The 25,004-nt window shown below is 43.7% G+C and carries 20 protein-coding genes and 1 other annotated feature; of the genes, 2 read left to right on the top strand and 18 right to left on the bottom strand.

What is annotated here, in order from left to right; all coding sequences use genetic code 11:
• The 5 genes from IGI73_RS02175 to IGI73_RS02155 are packed head-to-tail and all read right to left on the bottom strand — an operon-like array spanning position 1 to position 5,194.
• A complete protein-coding gene (locus IGI73_RS02175) occupies positions 1–1,428 on the bottom strand; it encodes a glycoside hydrolase family 43 protein (RefSeq protein WP_015508890.1) in 1,428 nt (475 codons plus the stop codon).
• On the bottom strand, positions 1,425–2,033 hold the full coding sequence (locus tag IGI73_RS02170) for a DUF624 domain-containing protein (protein WP_061053696.1): 609 nt from the start codon (positions 2,031–2,033) through the stop codon (positions 1,425–1,427). Before IGI73_RS02170 ends, IGI73_RS02175 begins: the two co-directional genes overlap by 4 nt.
• Positions 2,034–2,037: 4 nt before the next feature.
• Complete coding sequence (locus tag IGI73_RS02165) at positions 2,038–2,871, bottom strand: carbohydrate ABC transporter permease (RefSeq protein ID WP_428206861.1); 834 nt, start codon at positions 2,869–2,871, stop codon at positions 2,038–2,040.
• An 11-nt stretch (positions 2,872–2,882) separates the two neighbouring features.
• Positions 2,883–3,797 carry a carbohydrate ABC transporter permease gene (locus IGI73_RS02160; RefSeq protein WP_015508888.1) on the bottom strand — a complete coding sequence of 305 codons (915 nt, stop codon included), beginning with the start codon at positions 3,795–3,797 and terminating at the stop codon, positions 2,883–2,885.
• Between the two features lie 56 nt (positions 3,798–3,853).
• Positions 3,854–5,194 (bottom strand): ABC transporter substrate-binding protein, encoded by a 1,341-nt coding sequence (locus IGI73_RS02155; protein ID WP_015508887.1) that lies wholly within the window; start codon positions 5,192–5,194, stop codon positions 3,854–3,856.
• A 375-nt stretch (positions 5,195–5,569) separates the two neighbouring features.
• Here IGI73_RS02155 and IGI73_RS02150 point away from each other — a divergent pair, with 375 nt between their 5' ends.
• Positions 5,570–6,460, top strand: coding sequence for an ArsR/SmtB family transcription factor (locus IGI73_RS02150; protein ID WP_005227282.1), 891 nt, complete (start codon positions 5,570–5,572; stop codon positions 6,458–6,460).
• A 73-nt stretch (positions 6,461–6,533) separates the two neighbouring features.
• Here IGI73_RS02150 and IGI73_RS02145 read toward each other — a convergent pair whose 3' ends face one another.
• The 12 genes from IGI73_RS02145 to IGI73_RS02090 form a co-directional block, all read right to left on the bottom strand.
• Positions 6,534–8,357: an APC family permease gene (locus IGI73_RS02145; RefSeq protein WP_005227281.1), complete on the bottom strand. Its 1,824-nt coding sequence runs from the start codon at positions 8,355–8,357 to the stop codon at positions 6,534–6,536.
• Positions 8,358–8,574: 217 nt separating this feature from the next.
• Positions 8,575–11,283, bottom strand: a complete 2,709-nt coding sequence (locus IGI73_RS02140) for a YhgE/Pip family protein (RefSeq protein WP_428206863.1) — start codon at positions 11,281–11,283, stop codon at positions 8,575–8,577.
• 287 nt (positions 11,284–11,570) lie between these two features.
• Positions 11,571–12,245: an HAD family hydrolase gene (locus IGI73_RS02135; RefSeq protein ID WP_159161055.1), complete on the bottom strand. Its 675-nt coding sequence runs from the start codon at positions 12,243–12,245 to the stop codon at positions 11,571–11,573.
• Between the two features lie 46 nt (positions 12,246–12,291).
• The gene (gene proC, locus IGI73_RS02130) at positions 12,292–13,092 is read right to left on the bottom strand and encodes a pyrroline-5-carboxylate reductase (protein ID WP_438759024.1); all 801 of its coding nucleotides are present in this window, start codon (positions 13,090–13,092) and stop codon (positions 12,292–12,294) included.
• A 61-nt stretch (positions 13,093–13,153) separates the two neighbouring features.
• Positions 13,154–13,855, bottom strand: a complete 702-nt coding sequence (locus tag IGI73_RS02125; RefSeq protein ID WP_005232219.1) for a GntR family transcriptional regulator — start codon at positions 13,853–13,855, stop codon at positions 13,154–13,156.
• Positions 13,856–13,896: 41 nt separating this feature from the next.
• Positions 13,897–16,335 (bottom strand): FtsK/SpoIIIE family DNA translocase, encoded by a 2,439-nt coding sequence (locus IGI73_RS02120; RefSeq protein ID WP_005231469.1) that lies wholly within the window; start codon positions 16,333–16,335, stop codon positions 13,897–13,899.
• 130 nt (positions 16,336–16,465) lie between these two features.
• Positions 16,466–16,903, bottom strand: a complete 438-nt coding sequence (locus IGI73_RS02115) for a PIN domain-containing protein (protein WP_086294490.1) — start codon at positions 16,901–16,903, stop codon at positions 16,466–16,468.
• 7 nt (positions 16,904–16,910) lie between these two features.
• Complete coding sequence (locus IGI73_RS02110; protein WP_015508880.1) at positions 16,911–17,228, bottom strand: AbrB/MazE/SpoVT family DNA-binding domain-containing protein; 318 nt, start codon at positions 17,226–17,228, stop codon at positions 16,911–16,913.
• Between the two features lie 174 nt (positions 17,229–17,402).
• The gene (locus IGI73_RS02105; RefSeq protein ID WP_005227273.1) at positions 17,403–18,206 is read right to left on the bottom strand and encodes an amino acid ABC transporter substrate-binding protein; all 804 of its coding nucleotides are present in this window, start codon (positions 18,204–18,206) and stop codon (positions 17,403–17,405) included.
• Between the two features lie 13 nt (positions 18,207–18,219).
• Complete coding sequence (locus tag IGI73_RS02100) at positions 18,220–18,852, bottom strand: amino acid ABC transporter ATP-binding protein (protein ID WP_016611403.1); 633 nt, start codon at positions 18,850–18,852, stop codon at positions 18,220–18,222.
• Positions 18,853–18,864: 12 nt separating this feature from the next.
• Positions 18,865–19,509 carry an amino acid ABC transporter permease gene (locus tag IGI73_RS02095; RefSeq protein WP_010748717.1) on the bottom strand — a complete coding sequence of 215 codons (645 nt, stop codon included), beginning with the start codon at positions 19,507–19,509 and terminating at the stop codon, positions 18,865–18,867.
• Positions 19,510–19,817: 308 nt separating this feature from the next.
• Positions 19,818–20,052, bottom strand: a binding site (T-box leader).
• A 126-nt stretch (positions 20,053–20,178) separates the two neighbouring features.
• A complete protein-coding gene (locus IGI73_RS02090) occupies positions 20,179–21,333 on the bottom strand; it encodes a cobalamin-independent methionine synthase II family protein (protein ID WP_179190613.1) in 1,155 nt (384 codons plus the stop codon).
• 126 nt (positions 21,334–21,459) lie between these two features.
• On the opposite strand from IGI73_RS02090, the gene IGI73_RS02085 reads away from it, so the two are divergent.
• Positions 21,460–22,380, top strand: coding sequence for a LysR family transcriptional regulator (locus IGI73_RS02085; protein ID WP_005227268.1), 921 nt, complete (start codon positions 21,460–21,462; stop codon positions 22,378–22,380).
• Positions 22,381–22,509: 129 nt separating this feature from the next.
• On the opposite strand, the gene IGI73_RS02080 is transcribed toward IGI73_RS02085, so the two are convergent.
• A complete protein-coding gene (locus IGI73_RS02080) occupies positions 22,510–24,876 on the bottom strand; it encodes a phosphoketolase family protein (protein WP_428206868.1) in 2,367 nt (788 codons plus the stop codon).
• Between the last annotated feature and the right edge of the window lie 128 nt (positions 24,877–25,004).

Below are 25,004 nucleotides of genomic sequence, written 5' to 3'. Positions count from 1 at the left end.
TTACTCCTCATTCCTAACAATAAATAATGGTACTCCTGCTTCTGAGGTACCTGTAAATGTCATTACTTGCTTTTGCTGATTTTCATCCCAGCCGGAAAGAAACTTCCCTTTATAAACAGTGTCATCGATAACCACACTTGAATCTTCTTGACTATTCTTTTCTGCTAGTTCCCATGTTCCAGTGCGATCACCTTTGATCGTGCCATTTTTTTCAACTGTAATTTCCTGTGGTTCTTTCAAATCATCCGTTAAAAACTTGTCAAAGGAAATCAGCGTATAGGCACCCGTAACTTGATTCTTTGTATAGTCAGCAATCGTTTCTTCGCTGTATCTCAATGGAGAAACAACCGGCCAGCCTGCTTCTGTGAAAAACATTTGATGGACTCTCACAGAATGGTATTCTCCGCTATTTGGAAAACGTGTATGGAAAATCAAGTAATATTGATTGGTTTCTTCATCATAATAGGTCGAGTTGTGACCTGGCGAAACATAGCCAACCCCTTCATTGCTCGTATTTTCGGTATATAGGAAGTTCCCCATAATTTTAGTTCCGAAGTCTTGAATACTTGCGTCATCAAAAACCGTTCCAAATTTTCCTTTGACCTCAGCCATTGGATTTCCTTGGCTGTCTTCATAAGGACCATCGGGATTCTTTGACCGCGCGACTCGAAGGTTGTATCCACCGTCTGCATCTAGCCCACCAAATGAAGTGAACAAGTAATAGTAGCCATTTTCTTGATTATACTGAATGTATGGTGCTTCGATGCGACTGTGATTTCCGCCCATCAAATGTGTTCCGTATGAATTGCGATCTTTAGGCAAACCCGTTTCATCATCCATTTCTAGGATAAAAATCCCACCTGAGTATGATCCATAGACCATCCATAATTTTCCTTCATTGTCATAAAAAACATGAGGATCGATCGCATTTGGATGAATCGCTGCATTGTACGCTTCACCAAACTGCGGAGAGGTTCCTGAATAAAGAAAAGATTCGACTTTTTCATAAGGACCTTCAATAGAGTCAGATACCGCCACTCCCATTACGGAGAGCGGTGAAGTTCCTTGACACAAACAATAGTACAAATAGTATTTTCCATTCTTAAACTGTTGGATATCACTAGCCCATAAAGTATCTGTCTGTGCGTACTCAAACTCTTCTGCCAATTCTTCTCGAATATTCTCAAATAGTGTATCTTCAGATACTGAATTAGATATCTGCTCCCACTTCATCAAATCCTGAGACTTGGCAAATTGCATATGTGATCCAATAATATAAAACGTATCATCCGCTTTGATCACCGATGGGTCATGGACACTAACATCGGCAAACTCAGGAGGGGACAAGACTTCTTCAACTGCAGAAGCAGTACAGCCAGATAAAAGAACCATTAGAGGAACACACGAGAAAAGAAATTTTTTGATCATGATTTTAACAATCCTTTCTTGCTATAGCCTGACAACAAGCACTTGCTGGCACTGTACAAAAAGATTGAAATTGCGACAAAAAAGAACCAATGATACGCCATGCTAACAATTGAAAATGTGAGAACCATCAAAAGACAAAGAAGCGATTCTTTTGGTAACAAGAATGGACTCGTCAATGAAAAAACGGCTTTTTTCCGCCACTTATCTTTACTCAATCGAGTGACTAAGGATAAATTGATCAATACTAAAATCACATAACTGAACAAAAACAAAAGTGGCCATTGGAAAAATGCTCTCATTAGATCACTTTGCTGCACAATCAGCAATTCCAAATAGAGAATGCCTAGAATAAGTGGAAATATAAAGACCCGCCATTTGTATAAGCGAATGGCTGACACATAGTTTTTCCAAAATAAAGTCAATACTTCTATATAAGAGTAATAGCCTGTAAATAGATCCTCTTTATTTAGAATGGTTAAGACAGCAACAGTACTGGGAACAAAGCCGACCACAAAAAAACCAGCTAAAATACCTAGAAGCCACAAAATATTTAGTTCTATCAGAAGTACCAATGCATTTAGCCAGTTCATTGCTTTTAGAAACATCTACTCACCCTTTCATTCCAGAAAGTGCAACTGATTCAATAATTTGCTTTTGGAAAATAATAAATACGATCAAAACCGGAAGTAATGAAACAACGGAAGCTGCCATAATCAACGGATAATCCGTTTGAATTGCATAGGCGGCATTTAAGTTTGCGATCACTACTTGCAATGTTTGTTTTTCTGGACTATTCAAGTAGATCAAGGGTGCTAAGTAGTCATTCCAAGCGCCCATAAACCATAAAATAAATTGAGCAGCAACCGCTGGACGAATCAACGGAAAAATCAATTGGATAAAGGTTTGTAAATAGCCCGCACCATCAATTTTCGCCGCCTCAACGATCGAATCAGGAATATTAGATAAATATTGTCGTAAAAAGAAAATCATCGTGATATTTCCAAACATTCCTGGGATGATCAATGGTAATAACGTATCAACCCAGCCAATTTGGGAAAACATCATAAATTGCGGGATCATCACCGCTGGATAAGGAATCATCAAAGCGGCTAAAAGGATTAGAAATAGCGCATCTTTATGCGGCATCCGTAATTTGGCAAATGAGAAGGCGGCTAAACTGGATGTCAGAGTACCTACAACAGTCACAGAAAGTGAAACGATCACTGTATTTTTAATTCCTGAGAACAAAGTGTCCAGCTCAGATAAACGTTTGTACGCATCAAATTGTACTGGGTCTGGAATCCATTGAGGTGGCAGCTGGAAGACGCCAGCTCGGTCTTTTAGCGATGTTGAGATCATCCAAAGTAACGGCCCCACCATAATAACTGCTCCAAGGGAGAGAATTAAAATAATGAGTACGTTGCTTACTTTCAGTTTTTTCATTCTTTTCCCTCCTAATCTAATTTATAGCTTGAACGATTGTTCATATAGAATTGGAATGCTGTTATCACAAAAACCAATACTGCTAGAATCAACGCCATACTGCTTGCATAACCCATTTGCCAATTTCTGAAAGCTTTTTGCCAGATATACCAAACGACCGTAGCACTGCTATATTGTGGTCCGCCAGTTGGTGTCATAATGTTTATTTCCGTAAAGATTTGTGAGCCGCCGATAATATTCGTAACGACTAAAAAGAAAGTGACTGGTCTAACCATCGGCCAAGTGATATTGCGAAACTTTTGAAAAGAAGAAGCACCATCTAATTCTGCTGCTTCATAAAAGGTTTTTGGTACACTTTGAATCGCTGCCAAGTACAAGAGCATAGAATAGCCCAATCCCTTCCAAACAGACATAATAATAATTGCCGGTTTGACTGTTGATGGGTTTTGCAACCAGTTAGGGCCGCTGATACCGAAGATATCCAAGACCTGATTGACTAAACCAAAATCACCATTGTAAGCCCATTGCCACAAAATCGAAATGGCTGCTAATGATGAGATAACTGGAATATAATAGATCGTTCGGAAAATCGTCGTTCCTTTAATTCCTCTGCTCAGTGCTGATGCCAGCATAAATGACAAAATCAAACCGATTGGGATCCCTAACATCAAAAAGACGGTATTAAACATCGTCTTATAGAAGTACTCATCTCTAAAAAGCTTCTGAAAGTTCTCAAAACCGATAAAATTCATTTGCCCTAGACCGTTCCAATCTGTAAAGGCAGCATAAACCGAATAGCCCAAAGGTATCAATGAAAACAAAATAAATCCTAAAACTGGAAGTAGAACGAACAAGAAAGCAACTTTGTGCTCTTTTGCATAAAGACTATTTTTATTTTTTGTTTTTTTTATTTCCACTTGTTCCATTACGCGTCCCTCCATAAAAATCTTTGGGGTCACATAGATATGTGACCCCAGTGAGTCTATCTTGCTGTTTCTTGTTGGCGAATCGCTGAGTCTAGTTTTTCTTGCATCTTAGGTTGAACTTCTTTTAAATAATCCGCTGCCGTTTGATCTCCATCTAACACAGGTTGGATATTGATAAAGAATTCATCGTACCATTCTGCATTGTAGGTTGTTGCTACTGGCAAAGCGCGACCATAATCTTGGACGATGTCAATAAATTCTTGTTTATTATTAGGTACACTGTCCGTATCAGAAGCCCATTCTTCAGCCATATCAATCAGGTTAGGAATTTGAATCTGTGCGTCTACTAATTGTTGTTGTCCTTCTTCAGATGCACTTAAATACTCAACTAATTTCACTGCTTCTTCTGGATGTTTGGTTTTGCTGGCAACACCAATTCCTAAAGAACCGATATACGTTGCTGATTCGCCTGTAGAGCCTGCTGGCCAAGGCATCAAGTCATACTCAAAATCTAATCCTGCATACGTACTCATATCCCAAGGTCCTACAGGGAAGAAAGCAATCTCACCATTCATCCATCTTTGATACGTATCCAATGTTTGGGCATCAGAAATTGAAGGGGTGAGTTCATGCACATTTTGCAGATCCGCAAACCATTGCAATGCTTCCGCAAATTCTGGTGTATCGACTGTAACGGTATCTTTGGCTTCGTTGATCCAATCTGCTCCGTTACTCCAAACAAAAGCTTGTAAACTCCAGTTTACGTTAAATCCTGTTGCCCATTGGTCAAGATTTCCATCTCCATCAGAATCCTTCGTCAACTGTTTAGATACTTCAACGAATTCATCCCATGTATAAGGCGTATCTGTATCTGGCAAATCAATACCAGCTTCTTTAAACATGTCTTTGTTATATCCTAAAGCAAATGGTCCAACATCTTTTGGTAATCCATACAAAGCACCGCTACCAACTTTTTCACCATCATACCGATAACTGTTTACCCCATATTCCCAAATGTTTGAAAGATCAAAATCTGAATTCTCAATTTCATCCGTAATATCTAGCAAAACACCATTATCAACGTAAGCCATTAGATTGCTTTGTTCTACATAGAAAACATCGGGCATATTACCGCCTGAGATTGCCGCTTGCAGCTTTGTTGCATATTGATCAGCATCTGTGGCGATAATCTTAACGCTTACATCATTTTCTTCCTCAAATTGTTTAATTGCTGTTTCATAGGCTTTCTTCTCGTCCTCGCCGCCTCGAAACATAAACGTAATTTCTTTACTTCCGCTATCATCACCTGAACTATTATTACTGTTTCCGCAGGCCCCTAATACCAAACTACTTAAACCTAGAACTGCTCCCGAAAAAATAACCTTTTTGATGTTCATCTTTTCCATCCTCTCAAGTTTTATAGATATTTGCAGGTACGTTATCACATTTGTTCATTGACATCTCTTAAAAAAGACCTTACTAACTGCTCATAATAATTCCTAACACCTAAGATATTTCCTATAAAGAAGCCTATAAACAATTCACAAAAACAAAACATAGAAATTGATGTTTGCAAACACTTTCAATTTACAAATAAATCATAACTTGATTTGTAATCGCTGTCAACAATATTTTGATTAATTTATTTAGGATAATATCTATATTAATTAATAAATATATTAATAACTAGCGAAATAAACAACGCTATTTACACAAATTAGCAAATATGTTAACATTCAAGTAAATCAAACAGTTTAAGCGGAGGTGACACGATGCAATTAGAAATCAATCAAGAAGCATTGCCTGTCTATGAGGCACTTGCCAGTAACGTGCGAATCAAAATCATTCAATTGCTGGCTAAAAACAAGATGAATGTCAAAGAGTTGGCACAGGAGTTGGGCTTAAGCAGCGCCATCATTACGATGCATATCAAAAAATTAGAAGAAGCCAAAATCATCAAAACAGAGCGTGTGGGGCAAAAAAAGATTTCCAGTTTAAGAGTGGATCATATCGATATCAACTTTCCTGAGAAAATCTTTAATGCCTTTGATACAAAAGAAACGGCGATACCGATCGGTCATTATACAAATTATTCGGTAGAACCAACGTGCGGGCTTGCTACTTCAGCTGATTTTGTGGGAATGGTGGATGAACCGAAGTTTTTCATGGATCCCCGACGAATGGATGCCCGCATCTTGTGGTTTACGAAAGGATTTGTTGAATACCAATCGCCAAACTTCTTAGCAAGAGAAGAAAAACTGGAAATGATGGAGATTTCAATGGAAGTTTCGTCTGAATTTCCTTTTTCCAATAACAACTGGCCGTCAGACATCACCTTCAGCTTAAATGGTGTGGAGCTTGGTACATGGACTAGCCCAGGGGATTTTGCAGATATTCGCGGCAAGTATACACCGGATTGGTATCCAGACAATCTCAATCAGTACGGGTTATTGAAGACGATCCGCATCATGGATCACGGAACCTACATGGAAGGTGTTCCTCTTTCCGACATTACGATCAAGGATATACCTGCCTACGAAGATACGTGGCACTTAAAAGTGGAAGTCAAAGAAGATGCCGAGCATGTCGGCGGTTGTACCCTCTTTGGCAAGGGGTTTGGGAATTACGATCAGGATATCAAACTGAAAATGTTTTATAGCTAAAAAAAAAACGCTAGTCTTAGCGGCTGACCCAAACATTTCTTTTGGGAATCAGGTCGCTAAACTAGCGTTTTTGTTATTTCTTCAAATGGTAACTGTACGTACTTACAATGATGTTCTCACGCCAAGAGAGTCTGAAACGCAAGCGCAGGCTTGTTTGGTTGTGCAAAATATTTTGCCAGCGACGTCTTGGGACAAACTGTGGAATGATGACGGTCGTTGTGTAATTGTGTTTGGCTGCATTGCGGCTGACTAGATCCACATAACGCAAGATGGGATTTTCAATCGAACGATACGAAGAATGAACGACGGAGAAACGCACGTCTGGGAATTTTTGCTTAAATTCTTGTTCGATCTCTTTTTCTTTCTTCACATCTTCATCCAACGAGACGTGCATCGCCACGACATAATCACCAATCGATTGGGCATAGTTCAATGCGCCGATATTTACTCGGGTAACATTTCCGACGAGAACGATCACGGTATTTCCTTCATAGACATGCAGTGCTTCTTGTTTTTCCAATCGCAGCTGTTCTGCGACTTTTTTATAATGATCATGGATCTTGTAAAAGATATACAAGAGGATCGGCATGATAATGAAAAATGGCCAAATATCGCCTAAGCGATACACGAACAAGATGGCAATGATCGCAAAAGAAATCAAAGCCCCAATGATGTTGGCGATCGATTTAAAGAACCAGCCTTTGCCTTCTTTTTTCCATTTGACGACCATTCCGCTTTGGGATAGTGCAAAAGGAATGAATACCCCGATGGAATACAACGGAATCAAACGCTCGGTCGATCCTTGGAAGATAAACAATAGGACGATGGAACCAGCAGCTAAGGTGATGATCCCGTTTGAGTAGCCGAGACGATCCCCACGGTCTTGATACATGTGTGGCATATATTTGTCTTTGGCTAAGTTATACGCCAACACGGGGAAGGCGGAAAATCCAGTATTTGCGGCAACTGCTAAAATCAGCGCTGTGGCAAATTGCAAAACGTAGTACATAAACCCATGACCAAAAACAGCAGAGCCGATTTGAGATAGGACGGTCACTTCTGCTTCTGGTACGATACCGTACCAATAGTTGATAAAAGTGATACCGACGAAGAAGAACCCTAAGATCGCAGCCATGATCGTCAAGGTCGCAGCTGCATTTTTCGCCCGTGGTTTTTTGAAAAATGGCACCGCGTTACTGATCGCTTCGACCCCCGTCAAAGAAGAGGAACCTGATGAGAAAGCCCGTAAGATCAAGGCTACGGATACCCCAGGCACCACAGCTCCCGGCAGTGCGGTTGCATTCAACGGTTGCGCACCAGTTACGATGTTGTACAAGCCGACCACGATCAAGACTGTGATCACTGCGATAAAGGTGTAGACAGGAATCATCAAGAAGCTAGCTGATTCTCGCAGCCCTCGCAGATTCATCATCATGATCAAGAGTACGATCACGACAGAAATGGCCACTTGATGGCCGAACAACGCTGGCACAGCAGAAGTGATGGCTTCCGCCCCTGCTGAGACGGATACTGCTACTGTCAGCATATAATCGATCAACAGTGAGCCGCCGGCAATCAGGCCCGCATTTTTCCCTAAATTTTCACTACTTACTACATACGCCCCACCACCGTGAGGGTATGCATGAATGATCTGACGGTAAGACAAGGTCAATGAAATCAAAAGAATAATAACAAAAGCAGCGATCGGTAATGAATACCAGATAGCAGCAGCGGAAAGTGCCACTAATACGACAACGATCTGCTCTGTCCCATAAGCAATCGAAGACAAAGCATCAGAAGATAGCAACGCAAGGGCCGCCGTCCGGCTCAGTTTTTGTTCATCATTCTCTGCGGATTTCAATGGACGTCCGACCAACAAACGTTTCAAATACTCCACTTTTTCTACACTCCTTTTCATGAAAAAATCCTTCGTTAAACTTGTAACGATATCCTCACAAATATTGAATTATCAAGACTGTATGCTACTCTTGTAACCGCGAAAAGTCAATGAAAATCAGATGAAAAAACGGCCCTTTTTCCCTCTTTTGATTATTAGAAATTTCACGTGATGGCACAAAAGCAGAAAGAACAAATGCTCTTTCTGCTTTTCGATGTTAGTGGAAGAAATGACTTTCTTTTGAAATGTCGCTTAATTTCTTCGTAGAGTTGACTAGATAAGGATACGCGTAGGTACCGACGATCCCAAAGACCAGGAACAAAATCGTTAAAATAACCAATTGTGGTACGGCATTTGGCCAATAGATCCCGCCAGCTGATTCTCTTAACAGATTGACTGCATGGGTAAATGGCAGCAGCGGATTAATGAATTGGAAGAACTTCCCAGAAACTTGGATCGGGTAGTTTCCTCCCCCACCTGAGATGGAGAGAACCAAAATGATGATGGCGATCCCTTTCCCGAGGTTGCCGAACAGTCCTGCCAGTACGTAAACGATCATCATAAAGGCGAGTCCGACGAGTAATGCGAAGAAGACACTGTACACTGGATTGTGGACATCAACGCCTAATAAAAACATATTTCCTAGGGTCACGATCAAACTTTGGGCGACTGCCATCGTCAAGAACGTCAGCATTCGTGCCACAAAGGTTTCACGTTGGGTAAAGCGTTTTTTGTCTTTCTTCTCTAAATGATACTCCGTTGTAGCGACACTTGACAACAATAATGCCCCTACCCACAAACACAATGCGGTATAAAACGGTGTGCTAGCTGAACCATTGTTGGCGATTGGATAGATTTCATTGCTTTTTAATTCCACTGGTTGTTTGAAGAAGTCGGCTTCATCGGTGGCATCAAGTTTCAATAATTTGATGACTTCCCCAAGATCGACTTCATTTTCTCCTGCTCGGATCGCATCAGCGGCTTTGTGGATGCCAGCTTTGATGCTCGGCCAATCGTTGTTGATCAAATCAACGGCCGCATCCAAGGCTTTTTCAACTTCTGGTAGTTTTTCATCCACCATTGCCATCGTAGAGCTGATTTCTGATTTGATAGTTGGCCAATCGTTTTGCAAGAAGTTTACGGCCAACCCTAATTTTTCTTCGACCACTGGCAATTCGTTGTTGTACAGGTCGGCTCCTTTGTTGATGGCATTGACGATTTCATCCATGTGACCATTCAGCATCGTATTGGCATCGTGCAATTCTTGCTTGATGGCAGGCAATTCTTTTTGGTATTTTTCCAAAATCGTCACGGCATTGCTGACCACTGATTTGGTGGAAGACAGCAACGAGTCAAAATCGATCTCTTGGGCTTTTTTCAAGACATCTTCGGCGGTGGTGATGGTTTCGATTAGTTTGGTTAGAATGTCGTTGATGGTTTTAGTAATGGCATCAACATTAAAACTATTAGGATCCAGAAGATTAGCAACATTTTGAGCAGCTGCGGTGACTTCACTAAGATATTGCTTAGCTGCCTTAACATCACCGCTTTGCACAGCGCTTCTAACCTTAGTTAACAATCCAGATACATTCGTCAAGTGCCCTTTTATGTCAGTTAACTGCCCAATCACGCCTTGAATTTGGGCATTTTCAGCTGAGCCTTCAATATTTTCTAAAAATGCAATTAAGGCATCTAGCATACTTTGTTGTTGCTGAATACTTTGCTGCAACCCATCAATCGTTTGTAAAATTGATTCTCGATCTTGGTCCAACTGAACTTGATCGATTGAATCATTCAGTGCTTGCGACCACTTTGCTGTGGTTGTTGCCACTTGACGAATCGACTCAATCGTCACCTTCACACTGCTAGAAATACTTGGCAGGGCATCTTGCAATTGTTGCGCCCCATCTTTGGTCGCGGTGGCGAAGCTGGCGGCTTGGTCGCCTAGTTGTTCGATCTGTGGTAACGCGGCTTGCACTTGTTCAATGACTTGCAGTCCTTGCTTGGCGGTGTCGATGCCGTCCGTCATGGTGCTGGCAATGTCATCGAAATCATCGTCGATCATCTTCAATTGTTTGCCAGCATTTTGGATTTCTGGGATCTTTTCTTGCAAGGTCAAAATGATGCTGGCTTCTTTCTTCAATGCAGGCAGCTTATCGTTTAAGCCGATCAGTTTTTCCCCCATGTCATCCACTTGTGGGATATAATCGGTGAATTCTTCGGCTTTTGCGATCTTTTCTTTGATTTCTGGAAACTTATCGTGCAAGGTGACGATCTCTTTCGTATAGCCATCGATCGTAGCCAAATTGTCATCGGTGTCTAAGATCATCGATTTGACTTTGTTGATGCTGACTAAGTTGGAATCAATGTCATAGCCGATTTCATTGAAGACTTTTATCAACGTGGAGCTGGCGGTTTCAATAAAGTTTTGTGAGATCTCTTCTTGAAGGCTGCTGGCTCCTTTATCGGTGATTTTTGGTGCGATGGCATTGATTTTTTGGTTGCTGTAATACTCGATGGTCGGTTTTTCGATTTTCCCACTGGTAAAGCTGATCAGATCATCTGAAAAATCCGCTGGTAGGTAAATACCCGCGTAATACTTTCCTGACTTGACCCCTTCTACTAAGTCCTCTTTTGAATCCAAGAAGCGCCAGCCCAACTGCTTGTTTTTATGGAGGGTGTCGATGACTTCATCACCGATATCGATGTGCTTGTCTTGAAATTCTGCCCCTTTATCCGCACTGTAAACGGCGATCGGCAATTCACTGGTGTTGCCGTATGGGTCCCAGAGGGCTTTGATATTGAACCACGCATAAAGCGAGGGTAAAATCATTAAGGCAATGATCAAAAATGCAGAGATTGGATTGCTGAAAATTCGTTTCCAGTCCAGTTTATATAAATAGAAAACATTCTTTAGTTTATTCATTTTTTCTTCCCCCACTAGTTCTTCGTCGAAGGATAATTTACCATGTTTTTCCCCTGCCGCCAACGGCTAGGATCGACCAAGAAAAGTCCTTTTGACAAATGGACGTTTTTGTCAAAATGAAACCCCTTTACTTTTTGTTTTTTTTCGCTTATTGTTAAACTTTCTTTAACTTTACCATGATGGCGAAAAACACACCACTCATATCCTTTGATCTGTTTTTTTACAGGCCTTTCCTATACAAAAAAAGCTTCCTTTTTCTGCAACGAAAAAGGAAGCTTTTTTAGGCATTATTTCAGTTGATCCTTTGCCAATAACTCATACACATACTTCAATGAGGTAGCTTCGCCATATAACTGAAGATCTGCTTTTTCCTCTGGGGAATAGACTTGATCAAAGCTTTGATCGGGAATCAGCACGACATCGATGCCCGCACGCGTCGCGGCTGTTGCTCCCACAAGAGAATCTTCCATGACTAAAGCTTTTTCTGCTGCGACTTGCGCTTTTTCTAAAGTCAGCAAGTAAGGTGCTGGATCAGGCTTATGGGCGGAGACGTCATCGCCAAAGGTCTGATAGTCAAAGGCCTGCAACAAATCGAAATGCGTCAACAGTTCAGAGGCTCTTTTTTTCATCGTCGAGGTGGCTAATGCCGTTTGGAAGCCTTTCTCACGAGCCAAGGCGATAGTTTCTTTCGCATAGGGTTTGGTTTTGAAGGTGCCATCGGTTATTTGCTGGGCAATATAGACTTCTCGTTCTGCTCGTAATTCCTGCACCCGCTGCTGACCGCCTACGAGGTCGGCTAATTTAGTGGCAGTCTGTTGCCAACTTTGACCACGCCAACCAAAAATATCAGCGGCTGTAATCGGAAGCTCATACTTTTTAAATAGCGCCAACCACCCATCAAAATAGACTTTTTCAGTATCGACTAACAATCCATCAAAATCAAAAATCAAAAGTTCTTTCATAAACGCTCCTTCGTTTTGCTAAGATTTTTTCCTCACTCACTGGGGATCAAGACATCTCCCGACTTTTGTCAGCAGCTGCTTGCACTGCTTTGATGACAGCCGCACGAAAGCCATTTTCCTCTAAGGTTTTAACTGCTTGGATCGTTGTGCCCCCTGGTGAGCTGACACGATCCTTTAAGACACCTGGGTGTTCCTTCGTCTCTAGTACCATCTTCGCTGCGCCTAATACCGCTTGAGCAGCAAATTCATACGCCATCGGCCGCGGCATTCCTTCAGCCACTGCTCCATCTGCTAAAGCTTCGATGAACAAATACGTGTAGGCTGGTGAAGAACCGCTGACACCAATGACTGCATCAATCATGCTTTCTGGTACTTGCTCGGCTTTGCCCAGGCTTTCAAAAAACTGTTTGACTTCGTTGGCTTCGGCTTCCGTCACTTGACCGTTGGGACTGATAGAAGACATCCCTTCCCCCACCAGTGCAGGGGTATTTGGCATGACCCGCACGATTTTGTGCGCACCGATGATTTCTTCCATTTGCGCGATCGTCACACCCGCGGCAATAGATACTAGCAAATGCTCCTTGGTCAAGCCGTCTTTTAAATCAGCAAGCAAGCGGGGAAAGACAAAAGGTTTAACTGCTAAGACGAGGATCTCCGCTTTTTCGGTGACATCTGCTAGCTTAGTTGTCCCAGTGATCCCAGTTTCTTTTTCTAATTGTGCCAAAGTCGGCTCGTAGCGATGGTTATAAACCAGGATCTCTGCTGGTTCATACAGGTTTGCTGCAATCAAGCCGTTGATGATAGCTTTTGCCATGTTACCGGCTCCTAAAAAGGCGATTTTTCTCATAGTTTTCACGCTCCACTTCTGATTTTGGTACCACTTTTTGCTAAAAAAGCCTAATCAATGACTAGGCTTCAAACTCGATCATATACGGATGCAAGGCGGTGTTATAGATCCCTTCTGTATATTCTACCACTTCTCCTTGTAGATCATATGAATAACGGGTTCGTTTCAAGGCAGCGACCTCTGGCGTGATCATAAACTTCTGTTGCTCTTCGGTCAAGGTCGTTGCCACGAACGCATCTTGAAAGCGATCGATGATCATTCGATGTTCATCCAATAGGCGATACAATGATTTTTCTTCAAAGACCTCGATGGAGGTACCCTTTAGCTGCTTTGGCAAATGGTACTCATAGTAAATAAAGGGTTGGTGGTCAAAATAATACATGCGACGTAAACGCATGACTTCTTTGCCCATCAAAGAATACGCGGGGTGCTCAGGCGCAAGTTCGACTAATTCATAGCTGAGGTTTTTCTTCGTGTATTCCTTGCCAGTCTTTTCAAGCAATTGGCTAAACGTCGTGCCTTTTGACAGCTTGTTATAAGGGCGATTGCTTAAAACCGTCGTCCCACGTCCGCTGCGTTTTTCCACATACTCATCTGCCGCTAACAATTCGATGGCTTTGCGGACAGTGATCTTGCTGACATTGAAGGTGGCTTCCAATTCTGTTTCCGTCGGTAAAAATGAACCAATCGGGTAGCGACCCGACATGATGTCTTCTTTGAGCTTATCGGCAACATCACGGTAAAGAATGTGTTTGCGTTTCATTGCTATCTCGCCTTTCTCTCATTGGATTGGTCTTGTTCTCCTTATTCATCAAAGGTGGGAATGTCTTCTGGTTGCGGCTCGATCAAGACTTTCCGCGGCTTGCTGCCTTCAGAAGGGCCAACGACGCCTTGATCTTCTAATTCATCCACTAACCGAGCCGCTCGGTTATAGCCGATGCGAAAACGTCGCTGCAAGAGAGAAACGCTGGCGGTCTGCATTTCCACCACAAGGGCTTTGGCATCTTCGAATAGCTCATCTTGCGGTTGTCCGCTGCTGCCGGTACTCGTTTCTTCCTCAGTGACCATCATTTTTTCTTCATAATTGGCTTCTTGCTGATCGGTCACGAATTCAACCACTCGTTCGACTTCTTGGTCGGAGATAAAGGCCCCTTGGACCCGAATCGGTTTGTTCTCACCCATCGGCAGATACAGCATATCGCCGCGTCCCAGCAGTTTTTCGGCTCCGTTCCCATCAATGATGGTCCGCGAATCGACACCGCTGGAAACCGCAAAGGCCATCCGTGATGGAACATTGGCTTTGATGATCCCTGTAATGACATCCACACTTGGTCGTTGCGTTGCTAGGATCATATGGATACCTGCTGCCCGTGCCATTTGCGCCAAACGAATGATGGCATCTTCGACTTCGTTGCTGGCAACCATCATCAAGTCGGCTAACTCATCGACGATCACTACAATGAATGGCAAGATCGGACGATTTTCGCCGTCTTCTAAATTCTTATTGATCACTAAATCGTTGTAGCCAGTAATGTTTCGGACCCCAGTTGCCGCAAATTTTTCGTAGCGCTCTTCCATTTCCTTGACCACTTTTTGCAACGCTTGCGCCGCTTTGCGGGGATTGGTCACGACAGGTGTCAAGAGATGGGGAATCCCATTATAAACATTTAATTCAACCATTTTCGGGTCGATCATCATCAGTTTGACTTCATGGGGTTTTGCCCGCATCAAAATACTGGTGATGATGCCGTTGATGGCTACGGACTTCCCGCTCCCGGTCGATCCGGCAATCAAGAGATGGGGCATTTTCGTTAAGTCTGCCGTTTGGACACGGCCAGAAATATCGCGTCCTAAAGGTACTTCTAATAGTTTATCTGGATGATCCGGTTGGGCTTCGATCACTTCTCGGAATGAAACCATGCTGACTGCACTGTTTGGAACTTCGATCCCAATCAATGATTTCCCTGGGATCGGCGCTTCCATCCGCACATCTTTGGCAGCTAAGGCCAAGGCGATATCGTCGGTCAACCCGACGATTTTGCTGACTTTGACCCCTACTGCTGGTTGAACTTCGAATTTGGTTACTGCTGGTCCTAAGCTGGCTTTGACGACTTTTGCATCAACACCGAAGCTTTGGAAGGTGGTTTCTAACACACCGATATTTTGTTCGATCTTTTTGTACTCGCTGCTTTGATCCGTTGAAGGGATCGAATCGAGTAATTGCGCTGAAGGCAATTCATAATCACGATTTTCAGCTTCTTCCGAAATCTCAAATTCCAATACTTCACCATCATCATCAAGGATCTCTCCGTCTTCATTGACCTTTTTGCTTGGTCCCGGTTTGTTTCCTGCTGGATGTGGTGCTTGAGCGGCCTCTGGTCCCGCCGCTTGCGGCAATTCCTGGAAGTGGTCGATGGGTACAAAGCTCAGCTGCTCTGGTTCAAAATCAGCTGGCGCTTGCATCTGTTGTTCTTTTGCTGATTTTTCGTCTTCTGTCATTGGTCGGACTTGATTCTTTTCTTTGATCTCCGCCATGACTGCTGCTCGTTCGGCTTCTTTTTTGGCTTCTTTCGCAGCTTGTTTCTCTGCTGCTCGTTCCGCTTTGCGGGCTTCTCGTTCGGCTTGCTTTTCTGGAGAGCCTTCTAACAACCGCTGCAGCTTGTCACCAGCTGCTTGCAGGTGCTCGACTAACTCGTGGCTGCTCATTTGGCTGAACAAGAACGCCCCAATCATCATGAGTAAAACAGCGATGATGTAGCTGCCGATCTGGGAAACAAGAAAATAGGTCGCCCCATAGAGCATGGCGCCAATCATTCCGCCCCCGACATTTTGGGTCACTTGGCTGCGCCGAATATCGCCTAACAGCGTCATCCACGTCGTTTGGAAGATATTGGCTTGTTCTCCCACCACATTACTAAAGATTTGCGCATGGAGGATGATCAGTAAACCAAAATACACCAATACACAGCCAATCACTCGCCGAATACTCTTAAAGCGAGCATCGGTCGTTTTGATCGCTAACCAGACACCATAAGCGGCTAGGGCAACACTCAAAAATTGGTACGTGTTTCCGCCAACGATCCGAAACCCGTTGGCAATCAAGGTTCCTAAAAAACCTAAATGGAAAAAGCCAAATATCGAAAACAAGACAAAGAGCAGGCCGACGCCGACCAGCATTAATTTCTCTTGCTGTTTTTGTTGTTTTTTTGTTTTGCGTTTCTTTGCGCGTTTTTTTTGCGCCATTTCTATCCCTCTTTTCATCTTTCCCTATTATAACGAAAAAAGAAGGCGAACAAAAGTTTTCCTGTGAGAAATTTTGGTTAGCTGTTGGAATTTAAGGAAAAAAGAGGATGTCTGCCAGATATAGCAGTGATCATCCTCTTTCTAGCTGGTCAACAAATTCAGCGACTGTATAGACAATCAGTCCCGATGATTCAAAATCAGCTGTATTGGTCGTTACTAGACTGTCGATTTGATTTCGCTTCGCACAAGCTGCTAAAACAGCATCCTCAAAATCGGTCATTGTTGAATCAAGCGCCTGAAGGCAATCTGCTTCCGTAACTGTTAAGACGGTATGCACTTGGATCAGTTTTTTGACTTCCCTCCGAGCATCGACTCCTGCTGCTCCATCGAGAATATAGAAAAGATCCGTTAAGGTACTTGCCGTAATCACGCCCTCGCAAAGTCCATAAATGGAACTGTTGTATATCTGTTTGATGGCTTCTTGATGGCTTTTAGACCCTCTTCCTAATAAATAGTCAAGGATCACATTGGTGTCAATCACGACTCGTTTGGCTTTGTATTTGGTCATGCTTATTTTATTCTCCCAGATATTTTTTCCTACGCCGTTCGTTTCTTACTTTTTTGATGTCCACAACGTCAGGTGTTTCAAATGAATCTGCTAAAATGCCTTGCAAAGAATCGACTAAACGAAGTTTCTCCTCTGGGGACAACGCTCCTACTGACTGCTTTTCTGTAATAACTAACTGTTTTTTGCCATTGACTTCTTCTGCCAGTTCCATTTCTAGTTCAGAACCTACCTGGAGATCCAATTTCCGAATCATTTTCTTAGACAAGCGAACCCCCTGTCCGTTGCCCCACTTAATCAAATGAGCGGTCTCTTTATAATGTTCCACTCGGCTCCCCCCTCTTTATCGGATTTTCCTTACTACCTATCATTATAACATGAGCACGCCTATGTATACACAAGTATATACTTCAATCGTTCCTTCTTTCCTTAAATACGCAAAAGAAATGAATATAAAAAAAACACCAGCTTCTAAGCAGCCAGTGCCTCTTGTTGTCTTGTTTTAGTTTGGTGTGACATCTTCACCAAACCACTTTTCAGAGATTTCAGCAAAGGTGCCATTGTCTTGCAATTCTTTCAAGCCATCATTGATTTTATCTGCCATGGCTTGATCGTCTTTACGCACACCTACAGCAAAATCTTCTGCTTCAAAGGGGCTTTCGATTTCGTTGAAGTCATCGGTTTTGCCTGTTTGAGTCAAATAATATTCTGCGTAGACGCGGTCGATCAAAAGACCGTCGATCCGACCGTTTTCTAGATCGATAAAGGCTTCATTAAAGCTGGCATACAAGGTTGCGTCATTGCCGTCTACGAGATCCTTCAAAACTTCCGGTTGGTTATTGAAGGTCTCATAACCAGAGGAACCTTCTTGGGCACCTAAGACTTTGCCCTCCATATCATCAAAGCTAGTAATGCCGCTGGCTTTTGCTGTGACTAAGACTTGTTTGTTTTCCATATAAGTATCTGTAAACAATACTTTTTCTTCACGAGCTGCGGTTTTGGTATACCCGTTCCAGATCATATCGATGGTGCCATTGCTTAGTTCGGTTTCTTTCATGGACCAATCGATTGGTTGAAATTTGACTTTGGTTCCTGTTAGATCCAAAATCGCTGTGGCTAAATCCACATCAAACCCAACGATGTTGCCTTGGTCGTCTTTAAAGCCCATCGGTACAAAAGTATCGTCTAGGCCGACGATCACTTCTTCTTTGTCAGCGGCACTGGTTGTGGTGTCATTGCTGCTGCCACACGCCCCTAATAAAAATACACTTGCTGCTGCGATTCCCGTCAATAGTAATTTTTTCATTTTGTTCTCCCCCTTATTCTCCTGCTACTTTTAATAATTGATCACCGATATTTTCGGCAAAAACCAAATCATGGGTCACCACGATCTGGGTCACTCCTTCTTTTTTCAGATCCAAGATCAGCTGTTCGACTTGCTGTCTCAAGCCTGGATCTAAGGCGCTGGTAGGCTCGTCATAGGCCAACACTTTGGGATTCATCGCCATCGCTCGTGCGATAGCCACCCGTTGCCGCTGCCCCCCGGACAATTGGAAGGGATATTGGGCTAGTAGGTCACTTAATCCTAGTTTTTCTGCCAACTGTTCGGCTTTTGCTGTATACGTGGCCTTGTCTTGTTTTAGCACCATTTTTGGCGCCAAAGTGATGTTTTCAAAAACTGACAAGTGCGGAAACAATTGGAAGTCTTGGAAGACGACACCGACGACTTGTTCTTGTTCTTTTGTGTCGGTGGGATCAAAGGCTTTGCCATCCAGTAAAAAGCTTCCAGAATCGATCGTTTCTAAACCAGCCAGTGTCCGAAGCAAGGTAGTTTTCCCACCACCGGAAGGACCGACCACCGCTAAGATACTGCCGTCTTCGATCGTCAAGTCTAGCTGATCGATGACTTTTTTAGCGCCAAATGACTTTGATACTTGTTTTAGTTCTAACATATGTGGTTCCTCCTAACGGTAATAGTCCAGTTTGGTCTCGATTTGTTTTAACAATAACGTAAAGACGCCTGTCATCACCAAGTAGATCAAGCCGACCCCGACTAACGGAAGCAAGGTACTGTCTCGCTCCATGGCGATTTTCCCGATTCGCATCACGTCTGACAATCCTAAGATGTAGACGAGGGATGTGTCTTTGACAAGATTGATGACTTCATTGCCGACAGATGGCAGGGTGATCTTGACGACTTGTGGGATGATAATTTTTTGGATCGTTTGGATCGGGGACAAACGCAAGACTTTCGCGGCTTCGTATTGTCCTGCTGGAATCGATTGGATCCCTCCACGGAAAATCTCGGCAAAATAAGCAGCGTAATTGATAATAAAGGCGATCAAGGCTGCTTCAAAGCGGTCAAAGACGATCCCTAAGATCGGCAGACCGTAGAATACGAAGATCAGCTGTAGCAATAAAGGCGTTCCTCGCATCAACCATACGTAGACTTGCACGATCAATTTCAAAATACGCAGGCGACTGGCTAAAACAAAGGCCAACAAGATGCCTAAGGGAATGGACCCGATTAAGGTCAGTGCGAACAATTTAACGGTGATTCCAGTTCCTGAAATCAGTTGGGGCATAACATTGACTAAATACTCAAACATGATGACTTCCTCCTTGATAGGTTTCAATTTCGATTAGCAGCGATACAGCTTAGCGACGGTTTGCTCCGACGCTTATGTGACGCTATACGTTGGCTGGTGAGGGGCAACTGGCAAGTTTCATTTTTCTAACAAAGAAAAACAAAAAAAGCGCACACTGGCATTTGCCAGAGGACGCTTGATACGTGGTTCCACCTCAATTTGCCTTTCCTTCACAGGAAAAGGCCTCGTGCAGTCCTTGTGATCCTTCCACTTTCGGTTTTCGGTGAGCCGCAAAAAAAGAGAAAAAAAACGTCCCCTAGCCATTACAGCTAAAGGACGTTATCAACGCGGTTCCACCTTTGTTTATCAGTGCTTCACAGCAACTGAACTCAGAAAGTCATCAATCAATGACTGCTGCTGTAACGGGCAAACCCGGTCTTTCCTACTTTTCTTTCGGAAAAACGACTCCAAGATGTGTTTCACAACCATGCGTTATCTCTTTGCACCAACCAGAGACTCTCTTCAAACAGCAAGCCTTGCTACTCTTCTTTTCGATGTCTGTTTCATTAAGTTGTGTCTTACTTTACTCGCTCTTAAAGAAAATGTCAAACATTTTTTCTGAAATTTTCGAAACTTTGTCAAATGTACCGGTTTCGAGGGGAAGATTCAGGGAAAAGAAGACGCAACTGCTTAACCGAAGTATGCTTCAGCTAAGGCTTGCCCTTGCTTGATTTTTGCCCATTGCTGCTCAGTCGAAAGCTCATTGCCGCAGTCACAAGAGGCAAAGCCGCATTGATGAGAAAGATAAAGCCGCTCCTTAGGAATGATTTGACTAGCTTTATCTAATAAAGCGATCACTCGCTCTTCATCGTCTAATGTGGCGGTTTTGCTGGATAATAAGCCTAAGACAACTTCCACTTCTGGACGATCTTTCAGCGCTTCTAAAGCCGAGATATCACCAGCACGGTCATCGTCCCACTCTAGGAAAAAGCGGTCATAATGCTGATCACGCAAGAATTTTTCGGCGATCGCTTTGTAAGTACCGCTGGCTGCCGCGCGGCTTTGGTAATTGCCGCGACAATTGTGGGTCCAGACTTTTAATCCTAATTCGTGGGCGTAGTCAGCGACTTCGTTGTTGATCGCCACGAATTCATCGGCTAACGCTTCTAAGCCGTCATTGCCTTGGGTGAAGAAGCTCTTGTCATTGTCTTCGGCGAATAATTCCCATAAACAATCATCGAACTGAACGATTTCACCACCTGCTTCTCGGTATTCCTGCAAGAATTCTTTGTAGGCGTTAAGCAGCCCTTCCCGCAAGGCTTCTTTCGTTGGATACACCTGACCTTCACCAACGAGGTCGTTAAAGACAGTCAGCTCGGTAAAGGCGTGGGCAGCCCCCCAGACGGTGATTTTGACTGGCAGGTCGCCAGCTTGGCGTTTGGTTTCTTTAAACAACGTCAAGTAATGATGGTTTTTGCCAGATAATGGTTCTGTGATTCGGATGCCGATGTCTTTACGTGTCTCAAAATGTCCACCGTCCAAATCTTCAAAGGCATACCCATGATCGGAGATATAGCGCTCAACGCCTTTTAATCCCCAGAGAAAATCCAGGTGCCACATTGAGCGGCCGTGTTCGCCGTCTGTGATGACTGTGATGCCGTGTTCTTTTTGCGCTGCAATGATTTCAGCGATCGCTTTTGCTTCCGTTTCTTGGTAGCCAGGAAACGCATCATAAAACGGGTAGCGGATGTCCTCCCGATGCTCGATTTGATTTTTGTAGTCCAATAAATCTTGTGGTCGTAACAATGACCCCACAAGCTGAAATTTGTCTGTTGCCATATCCATTCCTCCTATACAAAGTTTTCAAAATTGTTAGATTTATTCTAGCAAACATCTTATACTATAGATAATACTTATAAACTTATATATTCCATAGGCAATACCTATAACATAAAAAGGAGGTTGCATCCCATGCGTATCCAGCAGCTTGAATATTTGGAAAAAATCGTAGAAACTGGCTCTTTCAATGAAGCCGCCAAACAGCTTTTCATCAGTCAGCCCTCCCTCTCTCAAGCCATGAAAGAGTTGGAAAAAGAGTATGATCTGCAGCTGTTTTACCGCAGTAAATTAGGGGTGACCTTGACCGATGATGGCCGTTCCTTTCTCAACTATGCTCGAAATGTTTTAGACCAAGTCAATCTCTTGGACGAACGCTTTCGCAAAGACAGCCATCGCAAGCATGTTTTCAGTGTTTCCGCACAACACTATGCCTTCGTCGTCCACGCCTTCGTGGAGCTGGTCAAACAGTTAGGGGAAGATGAATTTCAATTCACCTTGCGGGAGACCCAGACACAAAATGTACTGGATGATATCCAGACGTTTAAGAGCGAATTGGGGGTCATTTATCTGAATGATTTCAACACGACGGTCCTCACCCGTTTGATCCACGAAAAAGACCTGCAATTCATTCCTTTATTTGAAGCCAAACCCCACGTCTTCATCGGCCGAGAAAATCCCCTGACTCAGAAAAAAAGCATCACATTAGCTGATTTGGAACCATATACCTATTTGTCGTACGAACAAGGGGAAACCAATTCCTTCTACTTTTCTGAAGAGATCTTAAGCACTTTACAGCGCAAAAAACACATCCGCATCAGCGATCGTGCCACGATCTTCAATTTGATGGTGGGTCTCAACGGCTATACCATCAGCTCTGGGATCATCAGCAGTGAGCTGAATGATGAAAAAATCGTTGCGATCCCTTTGGAAGTCGATGATGCGATGACCCTAGGTTACCTCAAACACAAGAAAATGGAACTGAGTGAGATGGCTTTGGACTATCTCGCCTTGTTGAAGCAGCATATCAAAAACTACGGTTTCGACGTCTTTTAAAAAAAACGATCCGCAGACAGTCGGTCGGGCTACCTTAGTAAGGTGTCCCGACCCTGTTGCGGATCGTTTTGTTTCTTTTGTGCTTTTTTTGTTCTTAAACTGTCTTACGTTGGCGTTGTGGAGAATAAATCAACGCAATGGTTTCCATTCCCACTCTTCGACTTCGGCGATATCATAGCCGTTTTCTCGAATAAAGTCATGGTGATACGCAACGGTGTCTGCCATTTTTTGGGCAAAGTCCGTTGCTTTTTCTCCATAGACCCATTCGGCGGCGTCTTTGGCTAAGTGGAAGCGATCCAATTCAGAAAGGATCCGCATATCAAACGGTGTCGTGATGTCGCCATTTTCTCGGTACCCATGAATATGAAGCTGTTGGTTGCGACGGCCAAAGAAGATATCGCGAATCAGTCCTTCATACCCGTGGAAAGCAAACACGATCGGTTTGTCTTTCGTAAAGTAGGCTTCGAATGCTTCATCGCTTAACCCACGAGGATCGACTTCTGGACGACGCAATTTCAATAGATCGACCACATTGATGAAGCGGACTTTCAACTCTGGGAAGGCTTCAATCAGCAAGGAAACAGCGGCTAAAGCTTCCAAATTCGGTTCCGTCCCAGCAGCTGCGATCACAATATCGGGTTCTTGTCCTTCATCTGTCGATGCCCAGTCGATGACTTTCAAGCCATCTTTGACAAGCACTTTCGCTTCATCCGCCGAGTAAAACTGCGGACGTGGGTGTTTTGAAGAGACCACTAGATTGATCTTTTCTTCAGAAGCGAGTGTTTCTGCCATGACAGCCATCAAGCTATTGGCATCGGCTGGCAAGTAGACCCGCACAAAGTCGGCTTTTTTCTCTGCAATATGGGTCATGATCCCTGGATCTTGGTGGGTGTACCCATTATGGTCTTGTTGGAAGACCGTTGATGAAGCAATCAAATTCAATGAGGGGTACGGGTTGCGCCAGTCAAGATCATGAGCTTTTCGTAACCATTTGAAGTGCTGCGTGATCATAGAATCAACGACTCTTAAGAATGACTCGTAGCTGGCAAAGAAGCCATGACGACCCGTCAGCACATAGCCTTCCAAGAAGCCTTCTGCTTGATGTTCTGATAATTGTGAATCAATCACACGGCCCACTGAAGACAGCCATTCATCATAATCAGGATGTTTTGGCTCCAACCATTGGCGGTCCGTGACTTCAAACACATGGTTCAACCGATTGGATTTGGCTTCATCTGGGCCAAAGATGCGGAAGTTGTCGGGATTTTCTTTGATGATGTCACGGGCAAATTTCCCAAAGACCATCATATCTTGGGCAGTCGTTTCCCCTGGTGTCTCGATCGCAATGGCATGTGCTTGCCAATCTGGCAAGCGTAGCGGTTGCGGATCGATCCCCCCATTGGTGATTGGGTTGACCGCCATCCGCTGCTCTCCTTTTGGTGCCAATTCTTGAATCTCAGCTTTGATGCGGCCGTTTTCGTCAAAAAGCTCTTCTGGACGATATGACTGCAGCCAATCCGTCAAAGCATCCACGTGTTCCATATGTTTCGCATTGACAGGGATCGGTACTTGGTGGGCACGGAAGCCCCCTTCAATCGGCTCGCCATCCCAGACTTTCGGTCCAGTCCACCCTTTCGGTGTGCGAACGATCAAAACAGGCCAATGAGGCATAGCGGCTTCTTCCGCAGAACCTTTGCGGGCTTCTGCTTGGATCGCGTGGATCTGTTCAATGGCTTGATCCATTTTCTGTGCCAATTGCGGATGAACGGCTTCTGGATCGTCCCCTTCTACGAAATAAGGGGTCCAACCCATGCCTTCAAAATATTTCGTGAGATCTTGGTCACTTTTACGAGCCAAGATCGTTGGATTGGCAATTTTGGCGCCATTTAAATGCAAGATAGGCAAAATTGCGCCATCATTGACTGGATTGATAAAGGTATTTGAAAACCAGCTGCCCGCTAATGGTCCAGTTTCGGCTTCGCCATCACCGACCACTACTGCTGCAATGACATCGGGATTGTCTAAAATAGCTCCGGTAGCGTGGGCGATGGAATAGCCTAGCTCGCCGCCTTCATGGATCGAACCTGGCGTTTCAGGTGCCGCATGAGAAGCGATCCCACCTGGGAAAGAGAAGGTTTTGAATAGATGTTTCATCCCTGCTTCGTCTTGGGTGGCTTTTGGATAGATCTCGCTGTAGCTGCCGTCTAAATAAGCATTCGCAACCATGACTTGTCCGCCATGGCCTGGTCCTTCGATATAAAACATGTTTAAGTCGTACTTATTGATGACGCGATTGAGATGGGTGTAAATAAAATTTTGCCCTGCGATCGTTCCCCAGTGACCAATCGGATTCACTTTCAAATCTTTTTCTTCGATGGGGCGGCGCAATAAGGGATCGTCTTTCAAATAAATCTGACCAACGGAAAGGTAGTTGGCTGCTCGCCACCAAGCGTTCATTTTCTGATAATACTCTGGTGTATCGTAGGTTGTCTTCATTGTGCTCCTCCTTTTAGTCCATTGTTCCACTCTTACATAAAAGTCTATGCCCCCTATATTTAAAAGTCAATTTTGCTGATTGCTGGTGCTTTCAGGGGTCTGCTTATCCGCACTTTGCAGCTAGAAGG

This window comes from Enterococcus sp. DIV0755f (assembly GCF_051713725.1).
Classification (GTDB): Bacteria; Bacillota; Bacilli; order Lactobacillales; family Enterococcaceae; genus Enterococcus_D; species Enterococcus_D casseliflavus.
The sequence above is the reverse complement of the archived record's forward strand: the minus strand, read 5'-3'. Positions and strand labels throughout refer to the sequence as shown.